Source organism: Dyella kyungheensis (genome assembly GCF_016905005.1).
Classification (GTDB): domain Bacteria; phylum Pseudomonadota; class Gammaproteobacteria; order Xanthomonadales; family Rhodanobacteraceae; genus Dyella; species Dyella kyungheensis.
The window spans coordinates 196,787-220,020 of the sequence record NZ_JADIKC010000004.1 but is presented as its reverse complement, the minus strand read 5'-3'; the positions used below and the strand labels follow the sequence as shown (position 1 = coordinate 220,020).

General features: G+C 65.7%; 18 protein-coding genes. 10 read left to right on the top strand and 8 right to left on the bottom strand.

Annotated features, from left to right (window positions below):
- The first annotated feature begins 40 nt into the window (after positions 1-40).
- A complete protein-coding gene (locus tag ISP20_RS10930; RefSeq protein WP_204636122.1) occupies positions 41-1,642 on the top strand; it encodes a GMC family oxidoreductase in 1,602 nt (533 codons plus the stop codon).
- Between the two features lie 160 nt (positions 1,643-1,802).
- Positions 1,803-3,098, top strand: coding sequence for a serine hydrolase domain-containing protein (locus ISP20_RS10925; protein WP_204636121.1), 1,296 nt, complete (start codon positions 1,803-1,805; stop codon positions 3,096-3,098).
- Between the two features lie 100 nt (positions 3,099-3,198).
- Here ISP20_RS10925 and ISP20_RS10920 read toward each other — a convergent pair whose 3' ends face one another.
- Together ISP20_RS10920 and metJ are read right to left on the bottom strand one after the other, a co-directional pair.
- Positions 3,199-4,236: an energy transducer TonB gene (locus ISP20_RS10920; RefSeq protein ID WP_204636120.1), complete on the bottom strand. Its 1,038-nt coding sequence runs from the start codon at positions 4,234-4,236 to the stop codon at positions 3,199-3,201.
- Between the two features lie 345 nt (positions 4,237-4,581).
- Positions 4,582-5,148, bottom strand: coding sequence for a met regulon transcriptional regulator MetJ (gene metJ / locus ISP20_RS21820; RefSeq protein WP_204636119.1), 567 nt, complete (start codon positions 5,146-5,148; stop codon positions 4,582-4,584).
- Between the two features lie 475 nt (positions 5,149-5,623).
- Here metJ and ISP20_RS21725 point away from each other — a divergent pair, with 475 nt between their 5' ends.
- Positions 5,624-5,755 (top strand): hypothetical protein, encoded by a 132-nt coding sequence (locus ISP20_RS21725; RefSeq protein ID WP_275586793.1) that lies wholly within the window; start codon positions 5,624-5,626, stop codon positions 5,753-5,755.
- An 18-nt stretch (positions 5,756-5,773) separates the two neighbouring features.
- On the opposite strand, the gene gcvH is transcribed toward ISP20_RS21725, so the two are convergent.
- The 4 genes from gcvH to cysD all read right to left on the bottom strand — a co-directional run bounded on the left by gcvH (position 5,774) and on the right by cysD (position 10,457).
- Positions 5,774-6,169, bottom strand: coding sequence for a glycine cleavage system protein GcvH (gcvH, locus tag ISP20_RS10910; protein ID WP_204636118.1), 396 nt, complete (start codon positions 6,167-6,169; stop codon positions 5,774-5,776).
- 104 nt (positions 6,170-6,273) lie between these two features.
- The gene (gene gcvT, locus ISP20_RS10905) at positions 6,274-7,374 is read right to left on the bottom strand and encodes a glycine cleavage system aminomethyltransferase GcvT (protein ID WP_204636117.1); all 1,101 of its coding nucleotides are present in this window, start codon (positions 7,372-7,374) and stop codon (positions 6,274-6,276) included.
- Between the two features lie 297 nt (positions 7,375-7,671).
- Positions 7,672-9,555, bottom strand: a complete 1,884-nt coding sequence (gene cysN, locus ISP20_RS10900) for a sulfate adenylyltransferase subunit CysN (protein WP_204636116.1) — start codon at positions 9,553-9,555, stop codon at positions 7,672-7,674.
- Positions 9,555-10,457: a sulfate adenylyltransferase subunit CysD gene (gene cysD / locus ISP20_RS10895; RefSeq protein WP_204636115.1), complete on the bottom strand. Its 903-nt coding sequence runs from the start codon at positions 10,455-10,457 to the stop codon at positions 9,555-9,557. Before cysD ends, cysN begins: the two co-directional genes overlap by 1 nt.
- 203 nt (positions 10,458-10,660) lie before the next feature.
- Here cysD and ISP20_RS10890 point away from each other — a divergent pair, with 203 nt between their 5' ends.
- The 4 genes from ISP20_RS10890 to ISP20_RS10875 all read left to right on the top strand — a co-directional run bounded on the left by ISP20_RS10890 (position 10,661) and on the right by ISP20_RS10875 (position 14,431).
- Positions 10,661-11,794, top strand: coding sequence for an ABC transporter permease (locus tag ISP20_RS10890; RefSeq protein ID WP_239535669.1), 1,134 nt, complete (start codon positions 10,661-10,663; stop codon positions 11,792-11,794).
- Positions 11,791-12,615 carry an ABC transporter ATP-binding protein gene (locus tag ISP20_RS10885; protein WP_338030991.1) on the top strand — a complete coding sequence of 275 codons (825 nt, stop codon included), beginning with the start codon at positions 11,791-11,793 and terminating at the stop codon, positions 12,613-12,615. Before ISP20_RS10890 ends, ISP20_RS10885 begins: the two co-directional genes overlap by 4 nt.
- A 257-nt stretch (positions 12,616-12,872) precedes the next feature.
- Positions 12,873-13,811, top strand: coding sequence for an MlaD family protein (locus ISP20_RS10880; protein ID WP_204636114.1), 939 nt, complete (start codon positions 12,873-12,875; stop codon positions 13,809-13,811).
- Positions 13,808-14,431: an ABC-type transport auxiliary lipoprotein family protein gene (locus ISP20_RS10875; RefSeq protein WP_204636113.1), complete on the top strand. Its 624-nt coding sequence runs from the start codon at positions 13,808-13,810 to the stop codon at positions 14,429-14,431. Before ISP20_RS10880 ends, ISP20_RS10875 begins: the two co-directional genes overlap by 4 nt.
- A 12-nt stretch (positions 14,432-14,443) precedes the next feature.
- Here the strand turns inward: ISP20_RS10875 and ISP20_RS10870 are convergent, their stop codons facing one another.
- Together ISP20_RS10870 and ISP20_RS10865 are read right to left on the bottom strand one after the other, a co-directional pair.
- On the bottom strand, positions 14,444-15,076 hold the full coding sequence (locus ISP20_RS10870) for an alpha-ketoglutarate-dependent dioxygenase AlkB family protein (protein ID WP_338030990.1): 633 nt from the start codon (positions 15,074-15,076) through the stop codon (positions 14,444-14,446).
- A gap of 13 nt (positions 15,077-15,089) precedes the next feature.
- Positions 15,090-16,484 carry an amidase gene (locus ISP20_RS10865; protein WP_204636112.1) on the bottom strand — a complete coding sequence of 465 codons (1,395 nt, stop codon included), beginning with the start codon at positions 16,482-16,484 and terminating at the stop codon, positions 15,090-15,092.
- A 160-nt stretch (positions 16,485-16,644) separates the two neighbouring features.
- On the opposite strand from ISP20_RS10865, the gene ISP20_RS10860 reads away from it, so the two are divergent.
- The 3 genes from ISP20_RS10860 (at position 16,645) to ISP20_RS10850 (ending at position 23,214) form a co-directional block, all read left to right on the top strand.
- The gene (locus ISP20_RS10860) at positions 16,645-18,249 is read left to right on the top strand and encodes a 4Fe-4S dicluster domain-containing protein (RefSeq protein WP_204636111.1); all 1,605 of its coding nucleotides are present in this window, start codon (positions 16,645-16,647) and stop codon (positions 18,247-18,249) included.
- 81 nt (positions 18,250-18,330) lie between these two features.
- Positions 18,331-20,361 carry a glycosyltransferase gene (locus ISP20_RS10855; RefSeq protein ID WP_338030989.1) on the top strand — a complete coding sequence of 677 codons (2,031 nt, stop codon included), beginning with the start codon at positions 18,331-18,333 and terminating at the stop codon, positions 20,359-20,361.
- Between the two features lie 12 nt (positions 20,362-20,373).
- Positions 20,374-23,214: a rhamnan synthesis F family protein gene (locus tag ISP20_RS10850; protein ID WP_204636110.1), complete on the top strand. Its 2,841-nt coding sequence runs from the start codon at positions 20,374-20,376 to the stop codon at positions 23,212-23,214.
- Positions 23,215-23,234: the final 20 nt, after the last annotated feature.

Sequence of the window (23,234 nt, the reverse complement as noted above, 5' to 3'; positions counted from 1 at the left end):
TGCGGCCATGACGGTCACTGACAGGGACCGGGGGACACTGATGACATACGACATCATCATCGTTGGTGCAGGGTCGGCCGGCTGCGTACTTGCCAACCGGTTGAGCGCGAACGGCAACCGGCGCGTATTGCTGCTGGAAGCAGGGCCGCCGGACTGGCACCCGCTGATCCATATGCCCGCCGGCATCGCGCGCCTGGCCAACAACCGCCGCCTCAACTGGAACTACCGCACCGAACCGCAGGCACAGTTGAACGGCCGCACGCTGTGGTGGCCCCGCGGCAAGACCCTGGGCGGTTCCAGTTCGATCAATGCCATGTGCTACGTGCGCGGCGTCGCGGGCGATTACGACCGTTGGGCGCAAGCCACCGGCGATGCACGCTGGTCATGGGAACAGGTGTTGCCATGGTTCCTGCGCAGCGAGGACAACACGCGCGGCGCTGACAGTTTCCATGGCACGGGCGGCCCGCTCGGCGTCAACGATCTCCGTCACCACAATCCGCTGTCCGGGGTTTTCATCGAAAGCGCGGTAAGCGCAGGCTTTGCACGCAACGACGACTTCAACGGCGCCGATCAGCAGGGCTTTGGCCTGTATCAGGTCACCCAACGCGATGGTGCGCGCTGCTCCGCCGCGGCGGCTTATCTGCGCCCCGTGCGCGACCGCCCGAACCTGGAGGTGCGCACCGGTGTGCTGGTGGCGCGCGTGGCGATGGCCCAGGGGCGCGCGGTTGGCGTGCAGTTGCACGGCAGCGATACGCTCATCGAAGGCGGCGAGGTCATCCTCGCCGGCGGCGCGGTGAACACGCCGCAGCTGCTGATGCTCTCGGGCATCGGTCCGGCCGACCATCTGCGCGAGCATGGCATCGCCGTGCAGGCCGACCAGCCCGAGGTCGGCGCGAACCTGCAGGATCACCTGGACATCTGCACACTCGACGGCAGCACCCAGAGGATCACCTACGACCACCTCAACGAACTGGCCGCCGGCTGGCGCTTCCTGCGTCATCGCAATGGACCGGGCACCTCCAACATCGCCGAAGCCGGCGGCTTCGTGCGCAGCCGGCTTGCCATGGACGAACGCTGCGACCTGCAGTTCCATTTCGTGCCGGCCCTGCTGGACGATCATGGCCGTCATCGCCTGCCCGGCTATGGCTACACCGTGCATGCCTGCTACCTGCATCCGCGCAGCCGCGGCACGCTGCGCCTGCGTTCGGCGAATCCCGCACAACCCATCGCCATCCATGCCAACTATCTCGGCGATGCCGAGGGGCACGATCTTGCGCGCATGATCGAGGCCGCGCGCCTGTCGCGCGAGCTGCTTTCCCAACCCGCCTTCGCGCCGTTTCGAGGAGCGCCCGTTTTCCCAGAGCGCAAGATCACGAGCGACGCGGAATACCTCGACTTCATTCGCCGCAAGGCGGAAACCATCTATCACCCCGCGGGCAGCTGCCGCATGGGCAGCGACGCGCGTGCACCGCTGGACAGCGAGTTGCGTGTACGCGGCGTGCAGAACCTGCGCGTGGTGGACGCCTCGGTGATGCCCAACCTGCCCACCGGCAACACCAACGCGCCGGTGATCATGATCGCGGAACAGGCCAGCGCGATGATCCTGAACGAAACCAAGTCGGCGCAGCCGTTGTCCCAATGAGGCTTGCCGTCCATCGGTCGTACGGAAAGGGGATTTTCGCGTCTTGCTGCGGTAATCTCCGGCAGCCGTCATGGATGGAACAGGCTCGCGACATTAGGCCCAGCTCTATCCCGAGCTGTCTTCGATACGGCGTCATCGACGCCCCGCATCTTCGAATCGCATGACGCTTCGCACGCTTCCACTGCTCATCGCCGCCACACTGGGATGGGCCAGCGCACTGCCCGCTGCGCACGCCGCGACGCCAGCAAGCGACGGCACGCTGCCGCCCTCCCAGGGCGTGCCCGCCGATCGCATGAAGGACACCCTGACCTCCTACCAGCAATGGCTGGAGCGCGTCGACCAACGCAACGTCGTGGCTGGCCTGGCCACGGCCGTGGTGTCGGACAACAAGGTCGTGTTCGAGGACACCATCGGTTACGCCGACGCCGCCACGCGCGAGCCGGTGACGCCCGAGACGGTGTTCCGCCTGGCCTCGCTGTCCAAGGCGTTCGCCACCGCGCTCACCGGCGTGCTGGTGGACGACGGCAAGCTTTCCTGGGACACCAAGCTGGCAGCCGTGCTGCCGTTCTTCAAACTCAAGAGCGACAGCGCGGCGCAGCAGGCGACGGTGCGCGACATCCTCGGCCAGCGCCTGGGCCTGCCCAAGAACACCTACGACAGCATGCTCGAAGACAACGTGCCCTACGAAGAGCTGGTGCGCCGGCTCGACGAGGTCTCTCTGACCTGCGACGTCGGTCAATGCTACGGCTACCAGAACATCGCCTTCAGCCTGATCGGCGATGTGGTCTATGCGCAGACCGGCGACTTCTTCACCCGCCAGGTCGACAAGAACATCTTCTTCCCGCTGGGCATGAAGACCGCCAGCTACGGGCGCGAAGGACTGGAAGCGAGCAAGAGCTGGGCGCGTCCGCATCGGCCGAGCAGCAACGGCTGGATCCCGTTCGAACCGAAGGACGCCTACTACCGCGTCGCTCCGGCGGCAGGCGTCAACGCGAGCCTCAAGGACATGGAGCAATGGCTGATCGCGCAGATGGGCGGGCGCCCTGACGTGCTGCCGCCCGCGCTGCTCAACACGCTGCATACGCCCGAGGTATCCACGCCGATCGAACTGCGCGGGTCGCCATGGCGCCGTGCGCGCCTGGAGGATGCCTCCTACGCGCTGGGCTGGCGCGTGTTCGACTACCAGGGCGAAACGATGATCTTCCACGCCGGCGCCGTCGAAGGCTATCGCACGATGATCGGTTTCCTGCCCAGGCAGCACGTGGGCCTGGTGATGATGTGGAACTCGGCCGATCCGCTGCCCGCCGGCCTGCTGCCGATGGTGTTCGACAGCCTGCTCGGCCTGCCGCACGTCGACTGGGCCGGCGTCGAGAGCGACGCGCCGCCCGCCAACACGATCAAGGGCAAGCCGCGCAAGAAGAGCAAGACGGCGGCGACGCGCGGCAGCAAGGGCTAGGCAGCACGCTCACCCCACGGCGCAAAAAAAGGCGCCACAGGTTTCCCTGCGGCGCCTTTTCTTTTGCGGCAGGCTCGCCGCGAGCGCGGCGAGCCCTTGCTCAGTTGAGCTTGAACACGATGCGACGCTTGTCCTGCGACGGCACCGGGTTGCCATCCTGCGTGGCCGGCTGGAACTTCCAGCGACTCACCGCTTCGGTCGCCGCGCGATCGAACACGTGGCGCGGCTCGGCATCGACCACCTTCACGTCGTCCACGGTGCCTTCGGGCGTGACGGTGAACGTCACTTCCACCCAGCCTTCCTGATTGGCACGGACGGCCGTGGTCGGATAGCGCGGCGGCACGTTGCGCAACAGCACCGCCGGGTGCGTACCACCCGCGCTGGCCGTAGCCGTGTTGCCGGCACCCGCCGTGGAGGTCGGCGCCTGCTGCGTGCGCGCGGCTTCCGCCTGTTGCTGCTGCGCTGCGCGGGCCTGGGCCGCACGCTGGTCGGCCACCGCCTTCTGCTGCGCTTCGGCTGCGAGGCGATCGGCTTCCGCCTTGTCGGTCACTGCCTTCTGCGCTGCCAATTGCTGCTGCTTCTCCTTGTCCGAGGCCAGCTGCTGCTCGCGATCCTGCAGCTTGCGCTGGGCATCGAGCTTGGAACGCAGGATGGTCAGCGTGTAGTTGGCCGGGTCGGCCTTCGCCAACAGATCGATCTGGCGCTGGGCTTCGTTGAAGTCGCGCTGGTTGATCGCCTGCTCGGCCACGCTGGCGCCCACCGGGAAGGTTTCGCGCAGTGCGTCGGTGGCCACCGGGTTGCCGGGCTGCTTCTCCAGCACCTTCAGGTAGAACTCGAACGCGTTGTTGCCGGCCGGTGCCAGCAGACGCTGTTCGTTCACTGCCTTGCGGGCTTCCGCAAGCAGCTGGTTCATGCTCATGGCCGCCACGTTGACCGGCGGAGGCGGCGCCTCGCCGGCCTTCACCGGCGTGGACGGGTGCGCGCCGGCATCGGCTTCGACCATGTCCTGGTGCGGCTTGATGATAAGGAACCATGACGCTGCGGCGAGTACGGCAACAACAGCAACGATGGCAATGGCAGCGGGCCGAATGGCCCCACGCGCGTTACGACGCGCATGACGTGTGTATCGGGTATCCATGATCTCTCACCGAGTGGCATCAGATACCCGCGCTTTTTCCCCCTGTGAATCCAGGAGCGGCAGCCTCCCCAGGCCACCGCGGCGCGGATGTGTGAAAGGTAACCGTAATGCAGCACTACGGCAAATCGTTCGACGTGTCGGCGACAGGCCGCACATCGCGTCGTATTGGCTTGCGGCGTGACTCACGCCACCTCGGGCCGCCAACGCTAGGAAATTTTCTTACCCCAGAAACGAAGCGTCCCGGCAAGGGCCGGGACGAATCGCTCTTTCGAAGGACTCTCCCCGCGCTGGGCACCGCGGGGAGAAAAGTCGTTCTTGCTTGTTATTAAGAGTAAAGCTTAAAGCTTACTTCTTGGCCTTGGCGGCCTTGGGGGCCTTCGCAGCCTTGGTCGCCTTGACGACCTTGGCAGCGGCAGCCTTCTTCACGGTGCGCTTCTTAGCAACAGCCTTCTTCGCAACCTTCTTGGTCGCGACCTTCTTCACGGCAGCCTTCTTGGCAGCGGCCGGGCGCTTCTTAGCAACAGCCTTCTTGGCGACCTTGCGGGCGACCTTCTTGGCAGCCTTCTTGGCGGCCGGCTTGCGGGCTACCGGCTTCTTGGCAGCGGTCTTCTTCACGGCGGTTTTCTTGGACGCCTTCTTGGCGGCCTTCTTTGCAGTGGCTTTCTTGGCAGTGGCCATAGTTCGTCTCAGCTCCTCATCAGTTGGCAGTGGTTGCCCAGTAAAAGCATGTAGGAACGCCTCCACAAGCAGATCGCTATTGGTAGCGTGCCTTAAATTGTTCACCTGACGACGGGTGCGTTCGTCAGACAAGGGCCTCAAGATATGCAATGGGATCGAGACCGTGATCTTGCGTACTGCGCCGGCCTTCTCTCCATGATCGACATAAGGCTTGATGAATTTCGATGTTGCCATGGCACCCGTTCTCCGTGTTCCGATGCGAAAGCTATTCCTGAAGATTTCAGCTGTCAATTGATTTTAACCATGAAATCAATCCATTTCATCCCCCTGCGGGAGGGTCCAAACCCCCGCCACACAAGGCCTTACAGGGGTTTGAAGGCATTTTCTTTTGGACGTCCATACATCCAGACGTCAATGCTGTTTTGATTACCAAGACAGCGACAAAACCGCTTAAAACAAGCCATTTTGCATTTTCCGCGCACATGTGCGCAGCACGCTCGCGTCTCACAAGTCGAGACACATCAAGGACATGCCGGAGCAGGTCCGGAGCTGCCCTCCAGGATGAACGAAAGGCGACTGAATTTATTTTTTGGGCGACCCCGCCGGAAGGTCGTTTCGGACCTCTTCGGACACGTCAAAAGGCATCGAAGCGGGTCGACTCGCGACTCGCCCCCCGCTTTTCGGAACCTCGCCTTGGCCATCTATCGGCATGGACGGCGAGAACTTCAACGCGAAAAACGAGGCGTCGATCACCCGGCGATTCGCCTTTCCGCGGATCGAAAAACGCAGCGGCCGCGAGGCAAAAAGAAGCCGGCCGCTTGCGGCGGCCGGCATCGGGTGAAGCGTCGAACGTCAGGGCTTAGTGGTCTTCGTTTTCGACCAGTTCGGCATAGGCGTCGGCGTCGAGCAGCTCGTCGAGTTCGCCGCGATCGCTGGCGCGAACCAGGAAGATCCAGCCGTCGCCGAAGGCATCTTCGTTGATGGTTTCGGGCTTGTCGTTGAGGCCTTCGTTGACCGCGACGATCTCGCCGGAGACCGGGCTATAGATGTCCGAAGCGGCCTTGACCGACTCGACCACGGCCACGCCGTGACCGGCCTGCACGCTCGCGCCGACCTCCGGCAGTTCCACGTACACCAGGTCACCGAGCTGGCCCTGGGCATGGTCGGAGATACCCACGCGCACCAGGCCGTCGTCTTCGACGCGGGCCCATTCGTGGGACTTGAGAAATTTCAGATCGCCGGGAATCTCGCTCATGATCGAATCCAGTCGTTGATGTGGGTCGTGGGTGGAGCGCCGATTCTAGCCGCTTCACCCGATGGGCAAAACGGGCTGCGCCCGTTCTGCGGATAAGCCTGATCTCAGATGCCGTCGCAGGGCTGGCCGTCGCGCACGAACGGATACTTCACCACGCGCACCGGCACTTCCTTGCCGCGGATATCCACGCGCACCTCGCCCGGCTCGCCGGCCGGGATGCGCGCGAAGGCCACGGCCTTGTTGAGCGTCGGCGCGAAACTGCCGGACAGGATCTCGCCGGTACCGTTGGCGGTGAGCACCGGCTGGCCGTGGCGCAGCACGCCCTTGTCGTCGAGCACCAGGCCGACCATCACGCGCTTTACACCCGCGGCCTTGTGCGCCTCGAGCGCCTGGCGGCCGATGAAGTCGCGGCCTTCGTCCAGCGCGATGGTCCAGCCGAGGTTCGCTTCCCACGGCGACACGGTCTCGTCCATGTCCTGGCCGTAGAGGTTCATACCCGCTTCCAGGCGCAGCGTGTCGCGCGCGCCCAGTCCGGCCGGTGCCACGCCCGCGGCGGCGAGCGCCTGCCACAGCGCCACGGCGTGTTCCTGCGGCACGATGATTTCGAAGCCGTCCTCACCGGTGTAGCCGGTGCGGGCCACGAACAGCGGCATGCCGTGCGGACCCTGCGCCGCCGCCGCCGCGAACTTGCCGAGCTTCTTCATGCGCTCGTGATCCACCTCGGCCAGCAGGCCGATCACCTTGGCGCGGGCGTTGGGGCCCTGCACGGCGATCATGGCGAAGTCCGGGCGTTCCTTGACCTCCACCCCGAAGGCCTTGGCCTGCCGTTCGATCCACTGCAGGTCCTTCTCGCGGGTGGAGGCGTTCACCACCAGGCGGAAGAATTCCTCGCCGAGGAAGTAGACGATCAGGTCGTCGATCACGCCGCCCTGTTCGTTGAGCATGCACGAGTACAGTGCCTTGCCCTGCACCTTTAGCTTGTCGACGCTGTTGGCCAGCAGGTGACGCAGGAATTCGCGCGTGCGCGCGCCGTGAAGATCGACCACGGTCATGTGCGAGACGTCGAACATGCCGGCATCGCGGCGCACCACGTGATGTTCCTCGATCTGCGAGCCGTAGTTGATCGGCATGTCCCAGCCGCCGAAATCGACCATGCGCGCGCCGAGCGCACGATGGGTGTCGTTGAGTACGGTCTTCTCGGTCATCGCGGTGGTGCTCTGGGGAAAGAGCCATTATCGCCGGGGGCGTGGATACATTCCAAGCCGAGGGGCCGTGCGGGGCCGTATCGCTGAACATCTTGCGACGCAGCAAGCGTGCGACCGCCTGCGACTACCAGCTGCGACCTTTCCTATCCGTCATTCCGGCGCAGGCCGGAATCCAGTAGCGATGCGATGGGTCGCCACGGCAGATCCCATCGCAGGCTATCGTGAGGCGTTAACCGAGCGCTCGGCTACTGGATTCCGGCCTGCGCCGGAATGACGACCATGGAGGCGCGGCTAGTCTCAGAGCGGCGTATGCCCCAGGCCCGCAAGCAGTTGTTCTACCACCTGCTCCGCGAGCTGCTCCGCACGCAACCCGGCCGTGAGCAGATGCAACTCTGCCTGCTCGGGCGCCTCGTAGGGCGAGTCGATGCCGGTGAAGTTGAAGATCTCGCCGGCCCGCGCCTTGCGGTACAACCCCTTGGGATCGCGGCGCTCGCACTCCTCCAGCGTGGTGTCGACGAACACCTCGAGGAATTCACCCTCGTCGAACAACCCACGGGCGAAACGGCGCTCGCTCTGGAACGGCGAGATGACGCAGACCAGCACGATCAGGCCCGCATCGACCATCAGGTTGGCCACCTCGGCCACGCGGCGCACGTTCTCCACCCGCGCCTCGGCGGTGAAGCCCAGGTCCTTGTTGAGACCGTGGCGCAGGTTGTCGCCGTCCAACATATAGGTGTGATACCCGAGCGAATGCAGTCGGCGCTCCACCAGGTTCGCGATGGTCGACTTGCCGGCGCCGGACAAACCGGTGAACCACAGGCAGCGCGCCCGCTGGCCCTTGCTGGCGCTGCGCACTTCCTTGTCCAGGTCGGTGTGCTGCCAGTGCACGTTGGAGGCGCGGCGCAGCGCGAAGTCCAGCATGCCGCAGCCGACCGTGGCGTTGGTGGTGCGGTCGATCAGGATGAAACCGCCCAGCGTGCGGTTGGCCTCGTACGACTCGAAGGCGATGGCATGGTCGAGCTCGAGGTTGCAGTAGCCGACCTCGTTGAGGTCGAGCCGGCGGGCGGCGAGCTCGGCCTGGGTGTTCACATCGACCTTGTGCTTGATCGAGCTGACGCGCGCATTGACCGTGTGCGAGCCGATCTTCAACCAGTAAGCGCGATGGGGCAGCAGTGGCTCGTCGCCCATCCATAGAACATGGGCCGCGAACTGATCGGCCACAGGTGCGGGGCGAGCCGCGTCGGCAATCACATCGCCGCGGCTGGCATCGATCTCGCGGTCCAGCGTGAGCGTCACCGCCTGACCGGCGACGGCTTCGGTCAGGTCACCGTCCGCCGTAACGATGCGTTCCACGCGTGCGCGCCGCATGGCAGGCTGCACCACGATTTCAGTGCCCACCGCGATCCGGCCGCCGCAGACCGTGCCGGCATAACCGCGGAAGCTGGCATCGGGACGGTTGACCCACTGCACCGGCATGCGGAAGTCCTCACCTTGCGTGGCAGCGGTGTCGGCGGACTCCAGCAACTCCAGCAAGGTCGGCCCCTGGTACCAGGGCATGCGCGTCGAGTGCTGGCCCACGTTGTCGCCACCCGGTGCCACCACCGGCAGGCAATGCACGCGGGTGATGCCGAGCTGGGTGGCGAGCTCGCGGTATTCATGGGCGATGGCGGCGTAGACGTCTTCCCGGCAATCGACCAGGTCCATCTTGTTCACCGCCACCACCACCTGGCGGATCCCCATCAGGGCGCAGATATAGCTGTGGCGACGCGTCTGCGGCAGCAGGCCCTTGCGGGCGTCCACCAGCACCACCGCCAGCTGCGCGTTCGATGCGCCGGTGGCCATGTTGCGGGTGTACTGCTCGTGCCCGGGGCAGTCGGCCACGATGAAGCTGCGGCGCGGTGTGTGGAAATAGCGGTAGGCCACGTCGATGGTGATGCCTTGCTGGCGCTCGGCATCCAGGCCGTCGGTGAGCAAGGCGAAATCAAGCGCTTCGGGCGCCTCGGCATGCAGCTTGCGGCTGTCGCGGGCCAGAGCGGCCAGCTGGTCTTCCGGCACCATGCCGGCGTCGTAGAGCAAGCGGCCCAGCAGGGTGCTCTTGCCGTCGTCGACGCTGCCGCAGGTGATGAAGCGCAGCAGGTTGGTGTCCGCGGAAACGGTGGAGGTGGCATCCAGCGTGGCCATCAGAAATAACCCTCCTGCTTCTTGCGCTCCATCGAGGCATTGCCGTCGTTGTCGATCACCCGGCCCTGGCGTTCCGAGGTGCGCGAGGCCGCCATCTCCTCGATGATCTTGTCCAGCGTATCGGCCGAGGATTCCACCGCGCCGGTAAGCGGATAGCAACCCAGGGTGCGAAAACGCACCTCGCGCAGCTCGACCTTTTCGCCTTCGCGCAGGGTGAAGCGCTCGTCATCGACCATGATCAGCGCGCCGTCGCGCTCGACCACCGGGCGAGGCTTGGCGAAGTACAGCGGGACCACCGGAATGCCTTCGCGGCGGATGTAGTGCCACACGTCCATCTCGGTCCAGTTGGACAACGGGAACACCCGCACGCTCTCGCCCTTGTGGATGCGTGTATTGAAGGTGTGCCACAGCTCGGGACGCTGCTGCCTGGGGTCCCAGCGATGCTGCGCATTGCGGAAGGAGAACACGCGCTCCTTGGCGCGCGACTTTTCCTCGTCGCGACGAGCACCGCCGATGGCCGCATCGAAGCCGTACTTGTCCAGCGCCTGCTTGAGCGCCACCGTCTTCATCACATCGGTGTGCACCGCCGAGCCGTGGGTGAGCGGCGAAATGCCCTGGCGCACGCCGTCTTCATTGATATGCACCCGCACCTCGACGTCGCCCGCCGCCGCCACCTGCTCGCGGAAGGCGATCATCTCGCGGAATTTCCAGGTGGTGTCCACATGCAACAGCGGCATCGGCGGCCGGGCGGGATGGAACGCCTTGCGCAACAGGTGCAGCAGGACCGACGAGTCCTTGCCGATCGAATACAGCATCGCGGGCCGCTCGAAAGCGGCAGCTGTCTCGCGAAAGATATGGATGCTCTCGGCTTCGAGGGTGTCCAGGTGGGACATGGAAGGCATGCGTTGCGTCACTGGTAGCGGGGCCCGAAAGCGCCTTCGGCGCGCGGTCGATGGAGCAATCTAGCGGAAAATGGCCGTTCCGGCAGCGCCGGCCTTGGCAAGGCGCCAAGAAACGCTTCAGCGCTCCCACCGATGACGCACCCATCGTTTCGTCACCTGATATAGGCGACACTCCACTAAAATCGTGCTTGATGAGACCATCGATGGCGACAGGAAGCGCACAACTCGATGCCACGGCCACGCCTCCCCGCCTGCGTGTGGCCGGCGACTGGACACTGGCTCACTACGCTACGCTGGAGCGTGCGGTCGACGCGCTCAAGCGCCGCCTCGACCCACACACCCCGATCGACCTGAGCGCGCTGGGTGCGCTGGATACCGCGGGCGCCGCACTACTGTCGGGCCTGCTCGGCGCAACGCGGCTCAGCGACCTGGCCACCGACGACCCGACCCTGCCCGCCGCCCAGCGCGCGCTGTTGCAGACCGTCGGCAAGGCGATGGCGAGCTACGTCGAGCCCAAGACCAAGCGCCGCCACAACACCGTGACCGAATTGCTCGCACGCATCGGTGCGGCGATGGAAAACGTGTGGCGCCAACAGGTGCAACTGCTCGGCTTCATCGGCCTGACCCTGCAGACGCTGGCCCAGACGATCTGGCGTCCGCGCCGCTGGCGCGTCACCTCGCTGGTGTCGCATGTGGAGCAAACAGGCCTGGATGCGGTGCCCATCGTGATGCTGCTCACCTTCATGGTGGGCGCCGTGGTGGCCTTCCTCGGCTCGACGGTGCTGGCGGACTTCGGCGCCACCATCTACACGGTGGACCTGGTGGCGTTCTCCTTCCTGCGCGAATTCGCCGTGCTGCTCACCGCCATCCTGATGGCCGGTCGCACCGCCAGCGCTTTCACCGCCCAGATCGGCTCGATGAAGGCGAACGAAGAGATCGACGCGATCCGCGCGCTGGGCCTGGACCCGATGGAACTGCTGGTGCTGCCGCGCGTGCTGGCCATGCTCGCCTCGCTGCCCATGCTCACCTTCCTGGCAATGATCGCCGGCCTGATCGGCGGTGGCCTGGTCTGCGCCGCGGTGCTGGATATTCCGCCGGTGATGTTCATCAACCTGGTCAAGTCGGATATCGGCGTACGCCACTTCCTCGTGGGCATCGCCAAGGCGCCAGTGTTCGCGTTCCTGATCGCGGTGATCGGCTGCCTCGAGGGCTTCAAGGTGAGCGGCAGCGCCGAGTCGGTCGGTGAGCACACGACGTCCAGCGTGGTGCAGTCGATCTTCGTGGTGATCCTGATCGATGCGCTGGCCGCACTCTTCTATATGGAGATGGGCTGGTGAACGCCGTGGCGAAACCGCAAACCGCCGAGAACGTGATCGAGGTTCGCAACCTGGTGAACCGCTTCGGTACGCAGACCGTGCACGAACACCTGGATCTGGATGTGCGGCGCGGCGAGATCCTCGGCGTGGTCGGCGGCTCGGGCACCGGCAAATCGGTGCTCCTGCGCAGCATCGTGGGACTGCAGCGTCCGACCTCGGGACAGGTGCATGTGTTCGGCAAGGACTTGCTCAGCCTTTCGCCCGATCAGCGCTCCTTGCTGGAACGGCGCTTCGGCGTGCTGTTCCAGAACGGCGCGCTGTTTTCCTCGCTCAACGTGGTGGAAAACGTGGCGATGCCGCTGATCGAACACGCCGGCCTCTCGCGTCCCGATGCGCAACAGCTGGGCTCGGTAAAACTGGCGCTGGCCGGGCTGCCGGCGGGCACGGAAACCAAGACGCCTGCCGAGCTTTCCGGCGGCATGGTCAAGCGCGCCGCGCTGGCGCGTGCGCTGGCGCTCGATCCGGAAATCCTGTTCCTCGACGAACCCACCGCGGGCCTGGACCCGATCAGCGCCGCGGCGTTCGACCAGTTGATCCTGACCCTGCGCGATGCGCTCGGCCTCACCGTATTCCTGGTCACGCATGACCTGGACACGCTCTACACCATCTGCGACCGCGTGGCCGTGCTGTCGCAAAAGAAGGTGCTGGTGGTGGGTCCCCTGGACCAGGTGGCCGAGTATCCCGACCCATGGGTGCAAGCCTATTTCCACGGCCCGCGTGGCCGCGCCGCCGAAGAGGCGCACGAACGCGACGCAAAGAGCGTGTTCAATGCCTCCCCGTAGCCCGCGTTGCTCACCCCAAGCGCCCAGCGAGCGGATCGTGGCGCAGCGCCTGACTGGCCGTCAGGTCAAGCCGCGAGCCGCTCGCTGGGCGCTTGGGGTGAGCAACCCTTCGGGCCGGGTCTGTTTGCCCACAGGCCGGCGTCATCACTCAGTCGTGTATCGACATACACTCCTTCGTTCTTCCTTGTCCTGCGCGCAAACAGCTCCCGGCGCGGGCCACGGGGAGACATTGAACACGCTCTTAGAGGTGAAGTGACATGGAAACGCGTGCCCATCACGTACTCATTGGCTTGTTCACGGTGATCGTGGTCGCCGCCGCGCTGCTGTTCGCGCTATGGCTGGCCAAGTCCAGCTCGGACCGACAGTTCACCGAATACCGCGTGGTCTTCAACGAGGCGGTGAACGGCCTCTCGCAGGGCAGCGCCGTGCAGTACAACGGCATCAAGGTGGGTGATGTCATCCAGCTCAGGCTCGATCCGCAGGATCCGCGCAAAGTGCTGGCGCGCATCCGCCTGGGCGGCGACGTGCCGGTGAAGCAGGACACCCACGCCAAGCTCACCATGACCGGCGTGACCGGGCTTTCCGTGATTCAGCTCAGCGGCGGTTCGCCGGGCAGCCCGCCCCTGGTGTCGAAGGACGGCCAGCTGCCGGTGATCGTGGCCGACCCTTCGCCACTCAGCCGCATCCTCGCCAACGGCGAGGACCTGGTGACCAACATCAACGAAGTGGTGGCGCGGGCGAACATGCTGCTGTCGCCGCAGAACACCGATCGGATCAGCCGCACACTGGAGCATCTGGATCAGGTCACCGGCACGATTGCCGACCAGCGCGAGGATATTCATCAGTTGCTGCAGCAGCTGGCGCAGGCGAGCAAGCAGGCCAACGAAACCCTGGCGCAGACCGACCAGCTGGTGCGCAATGCGAACGGTCTGATCGACAACCAGGCACGTGCCACGCTGGAAAGCGCGCGCAGCGCGATGGCCTCGCTGGACCACTCCGCCGCCGACATCGATCGCCTGCTCAGCGACAACCGCGCCGCCATCAACGGCGGCCTGCAGGGCTTCAGCGAATTGGGACCGGCCGTGCGCGAATTGCGCGACGCCGCCGGTTCGCTGCGCGGCGTGTCGCGCCGCCTCGACGACAACCCGGCGGGCTTCCTGCTCGGCCGCGACCGCAGCAAGGAGTTCGTGCCATGAGCGTGCGCTTTCGCCTGTGTGCCTGTGCAGCCATCGCGCTGCTCGGCGCCTGTTCCATCCTGCCCAAGGCGGAATCGCCGGATATCTACCGCCTGCCAGCCACGCCGCTGCCGCGCGACAGCACGCCCGCGGTGAATTGGTCGTTGCGCGTGGACACGCCCAACGCCGAGCGAATGATCGACAGCTCGCGCATCGCGGTGCTGCCGCAGGGTGACGTAGTGAGCGTCTACCAGGGCGCACGCTGGAGCGACACGGCCACCACCCTGCTGCGCAACCGCATCGTGGACGCGTTCCGCGACAACGGCCGCATCGCCGGCCTGAGCAGCGACGAGACCAGCCTGCAGGCCGATTATTCGCTCTCCGGCGACCTGCGCTCGTTCCAGTCGGTCTATCAGAACGGACAGCCGGTGGTGGTGATCCGTTTCGATGCGCGACTGGTGAAGAACAACGGGCTGAGCATCGTCGCCAGCCATCGCTTCGACATCACCCAGCCGGTCGGTGGAACCAGCGTGCCGCAGGTGGTTGCCGCGTTTGGCCAGGCCTCCGATGCGCTCGCCTCGCAGCTGGTCAGCTGGACGCTGCAGCAGCCGCTCGGCGGCCGCGAGGTGCATACGAACTGAGCGCAACGCGACTCAGCGCCGCGATGCGTCCAGCCAGCGAAACGTGAGATTGAGCCGCGGCCCCACGGCCGCGCTTGTCTTCGGTAGATCGTGCACGTATCGGTGTTGGGTGTCCCCCGCCATGCGCAACAGGCTGCCGTGGCCCAGTTCGATCACCTGCACATCCCCGCGAGCGGCTTCGCCGCGCGGCTTGAGGCGGAAGCGCCTTGCGGCCCCCAGGCTCAGCGAGGCGATCACGGGTTGCCGCCCCAGCTCCGGCTCGTTGTCGCTGTGCCAACCCATCGAATCGCGGCCATCCCGATAGAGATTGGCCAGCACGCTGTTGAACCGCGCATCGCACGCCTTCGCCACGCGCTCACGCAAGGCAGCCAGCGTCGGCGTCCACGGACGCGGTTCGAAACGCGTGTGCGAGTAGACGTAGGTGGCATCTTCGTCGCCGATCCAGCAACTCAGGCGCGGCGAATCCACTTCCCGCCCGAAGATGCGGATGCGGTGCACTTCCCATGGAATGGTCGCGCGCAGTTCGGCCAGCAGCGCGTCCGCCTCGTCGTTGCCCAACCACTGCGGCCACAGCGAAAGCTCAGCGCCCGGCAACGGCAGCGGCTGCCAGCCGCCGGTCGTTGCCTGATCGAACAGTCCCCGCACGATCCTGCCCGCCTCAGCGAATCGCCGGATAGGCAGGTTCGACGTCGAGCGTGGCCGCGCACACCGAGGCCAGTTCCAGCAGGCGCAGATCCGAGCCACGCGCGCCCACCAACTGCAGGCCGATCGGCATGCCGTCGGGCAGGTAACCCATCGGAATGTTCACCGCCGGACAACCGGCCAGACTGGCGAAGCTGGTGAGATCGGCCTGCGAATCGGGCACCGCCGCGTCGAGCGGGAAGGCGCCCTGCGGCGTGGTGGGCAGCACCAGCACGTCGATCTGCGCGAACAGCCGGCGCATCTTCAAGGTGGCGGCATCGAGCACGCGGTCGGCGGCGGCGTAGTCGGCGGCACTCTTGCCGGCGGCGTAGCCCAGCAGTCGACGGAAATGCTCCGACACGTGGTCGTCCGTGGCCAGATCGGAGGCAAAGGTGCCCAGCATCTCCGCCTCCATCAACAGCAGGCCGGCCCGACGCGTGCGGGCGAAATCCCAGTCGGCGAAATCCACCGTGCGGCGCTCGCCCAGTTCGCGCGGCCACTTCGCCAGCGCCGCTTCGAACACGTCCACCACATCCTGATGCACGCCAACGGCGCGCAGGTCGGGCAGGAATCCCGCGCGCAGGCGGCCCGGTTCCCAGTCCGGCGGCGACAAGGCCACGCGTCGGCGGCGCGAACGCGCATCATCGGCGTCATAGCCCGCCAGCACCTGCAGCAGCACGGTGAGATCGTCCGCGCTGCGCGCGATCAGGCCCACCGTATCCAGGCGACGCGCCGCCGGCACCATGCCTCGCGCGGAAATCTCGCCATGCGTGGGCTTGAGCGCATAGACGCCGCAATAACTGGCGGGAATGCGGATGGAGCCGAGGCTGTCCGAACCCACCGCGGCCACGGCTAGGCCCGCCGCCACCGCCGCTGCCGCGCCGCCCGAGGACCCACCCGCGGTGTAGCCGTGGCGATGCGGATTGTGCGTTGCACCGAAATGCGGGTTGTCGGTGACCGCGCCCAGCGCGCCCTCGTCCATATTGGTCTTGCCGATCAGGACGGCGCCGGAGGCGCGCAGGCGCGACACCACGTGGGCATCGTCGCTCACCGGCTTCTGCCGCCCCGCCAGGCCCGCGCTGGTGGGCCAGCCGGCCACATCGAAGTTGTCCTTCAGCGCGATGGGAATGCCGTCGAGCCGCCCGATGACGCCGTCGCGACGCCGATGCTGGGCCGCCAGGGCCTGCTCCTGCAGCATCGTCGAACTCAGGCCCAGATAGGCATTGAGCTGCGGATTGAGGCGCTCGATGGCTTCCAGGTAGGTCTCGGCCAGCGCCTGCGGTTGCACGCGTTCCACCGCCAGCCAATGCAGCAGCTGGCACATGGTGGCTCGTCGCAGATCGAGTTCGCTGATCGGTGGTTGCACATTCATGCTCTCTTCCCTGTGTCGCTTTTGGGGGGATTATCGCTACCGCGGATGAAGGGTTTGCAAGGATTTGCCCCCGGTGGCCCGAACCCGGACAATGCCAGTTTGGCCGTTCCATACGTCAGGAAACGGTTAACGTGCCGCACAAGATCAGCTGGAGTCCGCCGTGAGCGACCGCGAAATCATGGAATACGACGTCGTCGTCGTTGGCGCAGGCCCCGCCGGGCTTGCGTTCGCCATCCGCCTCAAGCAATTGAAGCCGGAAACGAGCGTTTGCGTGATCGAGAAGGCGTCCACCATCGGTGCGCAAATCCTCTCGGGTGCCGTGATCGAACCGCAACCGCTGGATGCGCTGCTGCCGGGTTGGCGCGACAATCCGCCGCCCATCTGCGTGCCGGCCACCGACGACGAATTCTGGCTGCTCAGCAAAGAGGGTGGCCGCAAGCTGCCGGTACCGCCGGGCATGAACAACCATGGCAACTTCATCGTCTCGCTGGGCGCCCTGTGCGCCTGGCTGGCGCCGCAGGCCGAAGCGCTGGGCGTGGATGTCTTCCCCGGCTTTGCCGCGGCCGACACCGTTCACAACGACGACGGCTCCGTTGCCGGCGTGCGCATCGGCGACATGGGCGTGGCGAAGGATGGCTCGCACAAGGCCGGCTACACCCAGGGCATCGACATCAAGGCCAAGGTCACCGTGCTGGCCGAGGGCGCGCGTGGCAGCCTCACCAAGCAGCTGATCAAACGCTTTGCGCTGGACAAGGACAGCGATCCGCAGGGCTATTCCATCGGCATCAAGGAACTGTGGCAGGTGCCCGCTGGCCGCGTGCAGCCGGGCAAGATCGTGCACAGCTTCGGCTGGCCGGCCGACAACCACACCTACGGCGGCAGCTTCCTCTATCACCTGGACAAGGACCGCATCGCGCTCGGCTACGTCAGCGGCCTCGACTACAGCGACCCCAACTACCAGCCGTGGGAAGCGTTCCAGCAGTGGAAGAATCACCCGTCGGTGAAGTCGCTGCTCGAAGGCGGCAGCATTCTTTCCGCCGGCGCGCGCGCCATCGTCACCGGCGGCTACCAGTCGCTGCCGAAGGTCGAGATGCCGGGCGCGCTGCTGATCGGCGATACCGCCGGCCTGCTCAACGTGCCCAAGATCAAGGGCACGCACCAGGCGATCAAGAGCGGCGTGCTCGCTGCCGAGCATCTCGTGGCGAACGAACTGAACCCGGCCGGCTTCGACGCCAAACTGCGCGGTTCGGACGTGATGGCGGAGCTGAAGAGCGTCCGCAACATCAAGCCCGCGTTCAAGAAGGGCCTGTGGTTCGGCATGTTGAACGCGGCATGGGAAACCGTGCTGCGCGGCGCTTCGCCATGGACATTGAAGAACAAGGCCGACTGGTCGTCGCTGCACAAACTCGGCGCGCAGGAAGAACCCAAGCGCGACTATGTGCAGCCGCGCGAACTGCCGCCGCGCGATCGCCTCGCCGGCGTCTACTTCGCCGCCACCGAGCATGACGAAGACCAGCCGATTCACCTGCACGTGGCCGACACCAACGTATGCGTGACCCAGTGCGCGGTGGAATACGGCAACCCGTGTACGCGTTTCTGTCCCGCCGGCGTCTACGAGATCGTCGACGACGGCGCGGGCAAGCGCCTGCAGATCAACGCCGCCAACTGCGTGCATTGCAAGACCTGCGACATCAAGGACCCCTACCAGATCATCAACTGGGTCACACCGGAAGGTGGTTCGGGTCCGAATTACCAGAATCTCTGACGCGAGGGCATTGCGCTGTCCGCCCGACTCACCTGGCGCTTCAAACGCCTGAACTACGCGCTGCAGCGCTTCCGCGGTAGCGTGGCGCTGCGCGGCTGGCGCGGCACGCTGGCCCGCGTGCAGCAGGAGTTCCAACGTCGCCCAAGCTTCGACGACTCGCTGCAGGTCGAACCGCTCGATGTTCCCTTCGAAGCTTTTGCGCTGCCCGTCTCGGAGCAACCGCTGGTCTCGGTGATCATCCCGGTCTATGGCAAGCTGGAGTACACGCTGGCTTGCCTGCGCTCGATCGCCAGGCATGCGCCCAACGCGCCCTGCGAAGTCATCGTGGTGGACGACAGGTCACCCGACGATTCCGCCGCACGGCTCGAACAGGTTGGCGGCCTGCGTCTCCTGCGCAACGAGCGCAATGTCGGTTTCGTGGGCAGCTGCAATGCCGGTGCGGCGAAGGCACGCGGCCAATTCCTGTTGTTCCTCAACAACGACACGCAAGTGATGCCGAACTGGCTGGACGGCCTGCTCTGCTGCTTCAGCGATCGTGAGGACTGCGGCATCGCGGGCAGCCGCCTCGTATATCCCGACGGTCGACTGCAGGAAGCCGGCGGCCTGGTGTTCGCCGACGGCAGCTGCTGGAACGTCGGCAAGTTCGAGCAGCGTGACGCGCCGCCCTGGCGTCGCCGTCGCGAAGTGGATTACGTCAGCGGCGCATCCCTGATGATCCGCCGCGAGGTGTTCGAACACATCGGCGGCTTCGATGCACGCTATGCACCGGCCTACTACGAGGACACCGACCTCGCCTTCGCCGTCCGCCAGCAGGGGCTGAAGGCGTACTACGAGCCTTCGAGCACCGTGATCCATTGCGAAGGCATCAGTGCCGGCACCGACCTGCATGCCGGCATGAAACGACACCAGCTGACCAACCAGAAGGCCTTCGTGGCCAAGTGGGAAACGGCACTGGCCGCGCAACCACCCGTCGGCACATCGCTGATGCATGCGCTGCGCTGGCGCCGCCGCGGCCGCATCCTCGTGGTCGACAGCATGACGCCCGAACCGACGCGCGATTCGGGCTCCCTGCGTTTGAGCGCGATCCTCCGGCTGCTCGACGAACAGGGCTGGGCCGTCTCGTTTCTTCCCGACGACGGGCGCGCCAGCGACGAGGAAATCCGCGCACTCGGCGCGCTTGGCACCGAAGTGCTGTGCCGCCCCTGGGTTTCCGACCTGCCGCACTGGCTGCGAGCCCATGGGCACGAACTTCGCGCCGTAATGCTTTGCCGCCACACCGTGGCCGGCCAGTACGCATCGCTGGCGCGCAAGCTGGCGCCCAAGGCCCGCCTGTTGTTCGACACCGTGGACCTGCACTTCCTGCGCGAACGCCGTGCCGCCGAATTGAGCGGCAGCTCGTCGATGGCCCGCCAGGCCCAGACGTCGCGCAAGAGCGAGCTGGCGCTGATCGAGGCAAGCGATGTGACCTTCGTGGTGAGCCCGCACGAACAAACCCTGCTTGCTGCCGAACTGCCGCTGGCGAAGGTGGAGCTGCTGTCCAACATCCACGAGGTGCATGGTTGCCGGCAGCCCCATCCAGCGCGGCGCGACTTTGTTTTCATCGGCGGGTTTGGCCACCCGCCCAACGTCGATGCGGTACGCTGGATCGCGTCGGAGATTCTTCCCGCCCTGCGCCTGCAACTGCCGGACGCGCGCGTGCACGTACTCGGCGACGTGCCCGACACGGCCCGCGAAGAGTGGGGCGGCGTGCCGGGACTGGAGCTGCATGGCCGCGTGCCCGATCTGGCTCCGTGGCTGGACGGCGCATTGGCATCGCTCGCGCCGCTGCGTTTTGGTGCCGGCGTGAAAGGCAAGATCAACATGGCGATGAGCTACGGCGTGCCGGTGATTGCCACTGCCGTCGCCGTTGAAGGCATGCATCTGAAACAGGGCCAGGACGTACTGCTGGCCGACACGGCAGATGCGTTCGCTCGCGCCGCCGGACAGCTCCAGCAAGATGGCGACCTGTGGCAGCGCCTTTCGCTCGCATCCATCGACAATGTGAAGCGCCATTTCTCCTCGCGCCTCGCCTACGAGGCGCTGGAGCGCGCACTCGCGCCGGCGCGCGGCTGAAGCGGGTCATCCATGCCGTCACTCGCCCAGCTTTCTTCCTTCCTGCGTGATGCCATCCAGCGTCATGGCGGTGGCATGACCGGCATCCGCTCGCTCGCCACCCGAAGCGTGAAAGTGGTCAGGGCACTCGGGATACGTGGCCTGCTCTGGCGCCTTCGCGCGGCGCAACAACGCAACAGCGCGCTTCCTCCGCCGGAGGCCATGACGCTAAACGCGGCCGCACCGCTGGCCAGCGTGAACATGAGCATCGGCGTGATGGCGCACGTGTTCTACCCCGATCTGCTTGAAGAGCTGGCGGGTTGCCTCGCCCGTATTCCGCTGCCCTACACGCTGATGGTATCGGTGGTGGACGAGTCCGCTCGCGCGCAGGCGGAGGCACGCCTTTCAGCGCTGCCGCGATTGAGCGCGCTGCATGTACGCATCGTGCCAAACCGCGGACGCGACATTGCCCCCTTGCTGGTCACGTTCCGCGAGGAGATTCTTGCGCTGGACCTGATCTGCCACGTGCATACCAAGAAGTCGCTCTACGGCGGACAGGATCAGGTCGGTTGGCGCGGCCATTTGTTCGACTCGCTGCTGGGATCGTCGGAACGACAGTCGTGGATTTTTGGCATGTTCCAGGCCAACCCGGAGCTAGGTATCGTCTACCCGGAAAGCTACGCCAACGTGCCCCTGTGGGGACACACCTGGCTCAGCAATGCCGAGTGGGGCCGTCAACTGGCCGAGCAGCTCGGTTTCGAGATCGACGCGGCGGGCTATCTCGATTTTCCCGCAGGCTCCATGTTCTGGGCGCGCACCCAAGCCCTTCGCCCCCTGTTCGAACTTGGCCTGCGCACCGATTCGTTTCCTCCCGAGAAGGGCCAGATCGACGGTACCTTGCAGCACGCCATCGAGCGCATGCTGTCCCTGGTCACCCGGCATCAAGGCATGTTCGTCGGCATCCTTCCCACCGATGGGCGACTGGCATTGGCGCAGGAAGGCGAGCGCAATCGCCGACTCTATTTCGACGCGCCGCTGCGGCAGAAGATCGATTACTTTGCGACCGATGCCACCTGGCTGTCGTTCGACATCTTCGACACGCTGGTGCTCCGGCCTTTCCTCACGGCGCAAGGCGCACGCGACTTTCTCGCCATGCTCGTGCACAAGCAGCATGGCATCGAGAACTTTGGCGCACTGCGCACGCAAGCCGAAGCAAAAGCGCGCGCGCGCGCCGGCAAGGATGTAGACCTCGACCGCATCTACGCCACGCTGCACGAAGATGCGGCACTGCCCGCCGACACGCTCGCCGCGGTCAAGTCACTGGAACTCGCCACCGAACGACGCCTGCTCAAGCCCCGCCATGCCTTGGTGGCCGCGCTTGAATCCTTCGCTGCCGAGCCGCAACGCAAGCTGCTGGGCGTATCGGACATGTACATCACCGAGGCGGAGCTGCGCAGCGTACTTCCCGCGGAGGTCGATCGCTCGTTGAGCCGGCTGTATGTGTCGTGCGACACCGGCTGGCGCAAGGACAGCGATGCCGGATGGCGTGCGCTGCTGGACGCCGAGCACGCCGAGGCCAGGCGCTGGCTGCATATCGGTGACAACGAGCAAGCCGACGTCATGCGGCCGCTGCATGCGGGCTTGCTGTTCCCGGTGCACGTGCTGCGCCCTGCGGCGTATCTCGATGTGGTGCCCGGCTTGCGCAGCCTGCGCCCGTCGCCCGAACAGCGTGGCCACTGGTCGCACGAACTCTGGCTCGGATTGGTTGCCAATCGCCTGGCGCAAGTGGGCGATCAGCAACCGCTGGCGTTCGCACAGGCGGTTCAGATCGAGCATCCGGACACCTTCGGTTACACCGTGCTCGGGCCGCTGCTCGCGGACTATCTCCTGTGGTTGGCCCGAACAGCCCTGCAACACGGCACGAAGAAAATACTGTTTCTGAGTCGTGAGGGTTATCTGCTGCATCGCCTTTATCAGCGCCTGCAGGAGCACGTGCCCGCGCTCGCCGATGTCGACGGACGTTATCTGCTGGTATCGCGCCGCGGCGTCAATACGCCAGCCGTGCGGTCGCTGGCCGACCTGGCGCCCGTCTTCCGCAAGCCATATACGGGCACGCTGTTCGGCCTGCTGGATTCGCGACTCGGCCGCGACGTCGCCGTGGCCGCACGGGAAACGCTGGGCAAGGCCGCGCTCGACAGCGAGGTGTATCTGCCGGAAATGGCTGAGGCGCTGATCGATCGCCTGCGGCCGGCCGCATCGATGCTGGAAAACATTGCCGAGCGCGAGCGCAGCGCGTATCTGGCCTATTGGAAGACCCACGTCCGCGAGGGAGACCGTCCCATCCTCGCCGACGTCGGCTACGTGGGCAGCATCCAGGCGCAATTGGCACGAGTCACCGGTGAAGCCCTGGGCGGCGCCTACTTTGCGGTGACTCGCGAAATCGGCGAAGTACTCGCCGGCAATCAGTGGGCCGCTGCGCGATTCCATGATGGCCGGGAGCAAGTCGAGTCATCACCCGTGCTCGAGCAGCATCTGCTACTGGAGTCCATGCTCACGTCGCCGTCCGGGCAGTTTTCCCATTTCGAGCAGGACGGCGCCGAGCTCGTTGCCCGCTATCGTGAAGACGAGGCGCATGGCCACCGCTGGACGATCATCGGCAAGGTGCAGGCGGGTGCCGAACAATTCATTGCGGATCTGCTGGACGTGGTGGGCGAGCACGCTTTGGAAATCCACGTATCTTCGCTTGCCGTACAGGAGCCTTTGCGCAGCGTCGGCAGCGGACGCTGGCAACTGGGCGCGTGGAGCGAAGCGTTGTCCGTCGATGATGGGTATACGGGACGCGGTCAAGTCACGACACGGCCCGCCACGCGCTGATCACGCCCGGTATCACCCCG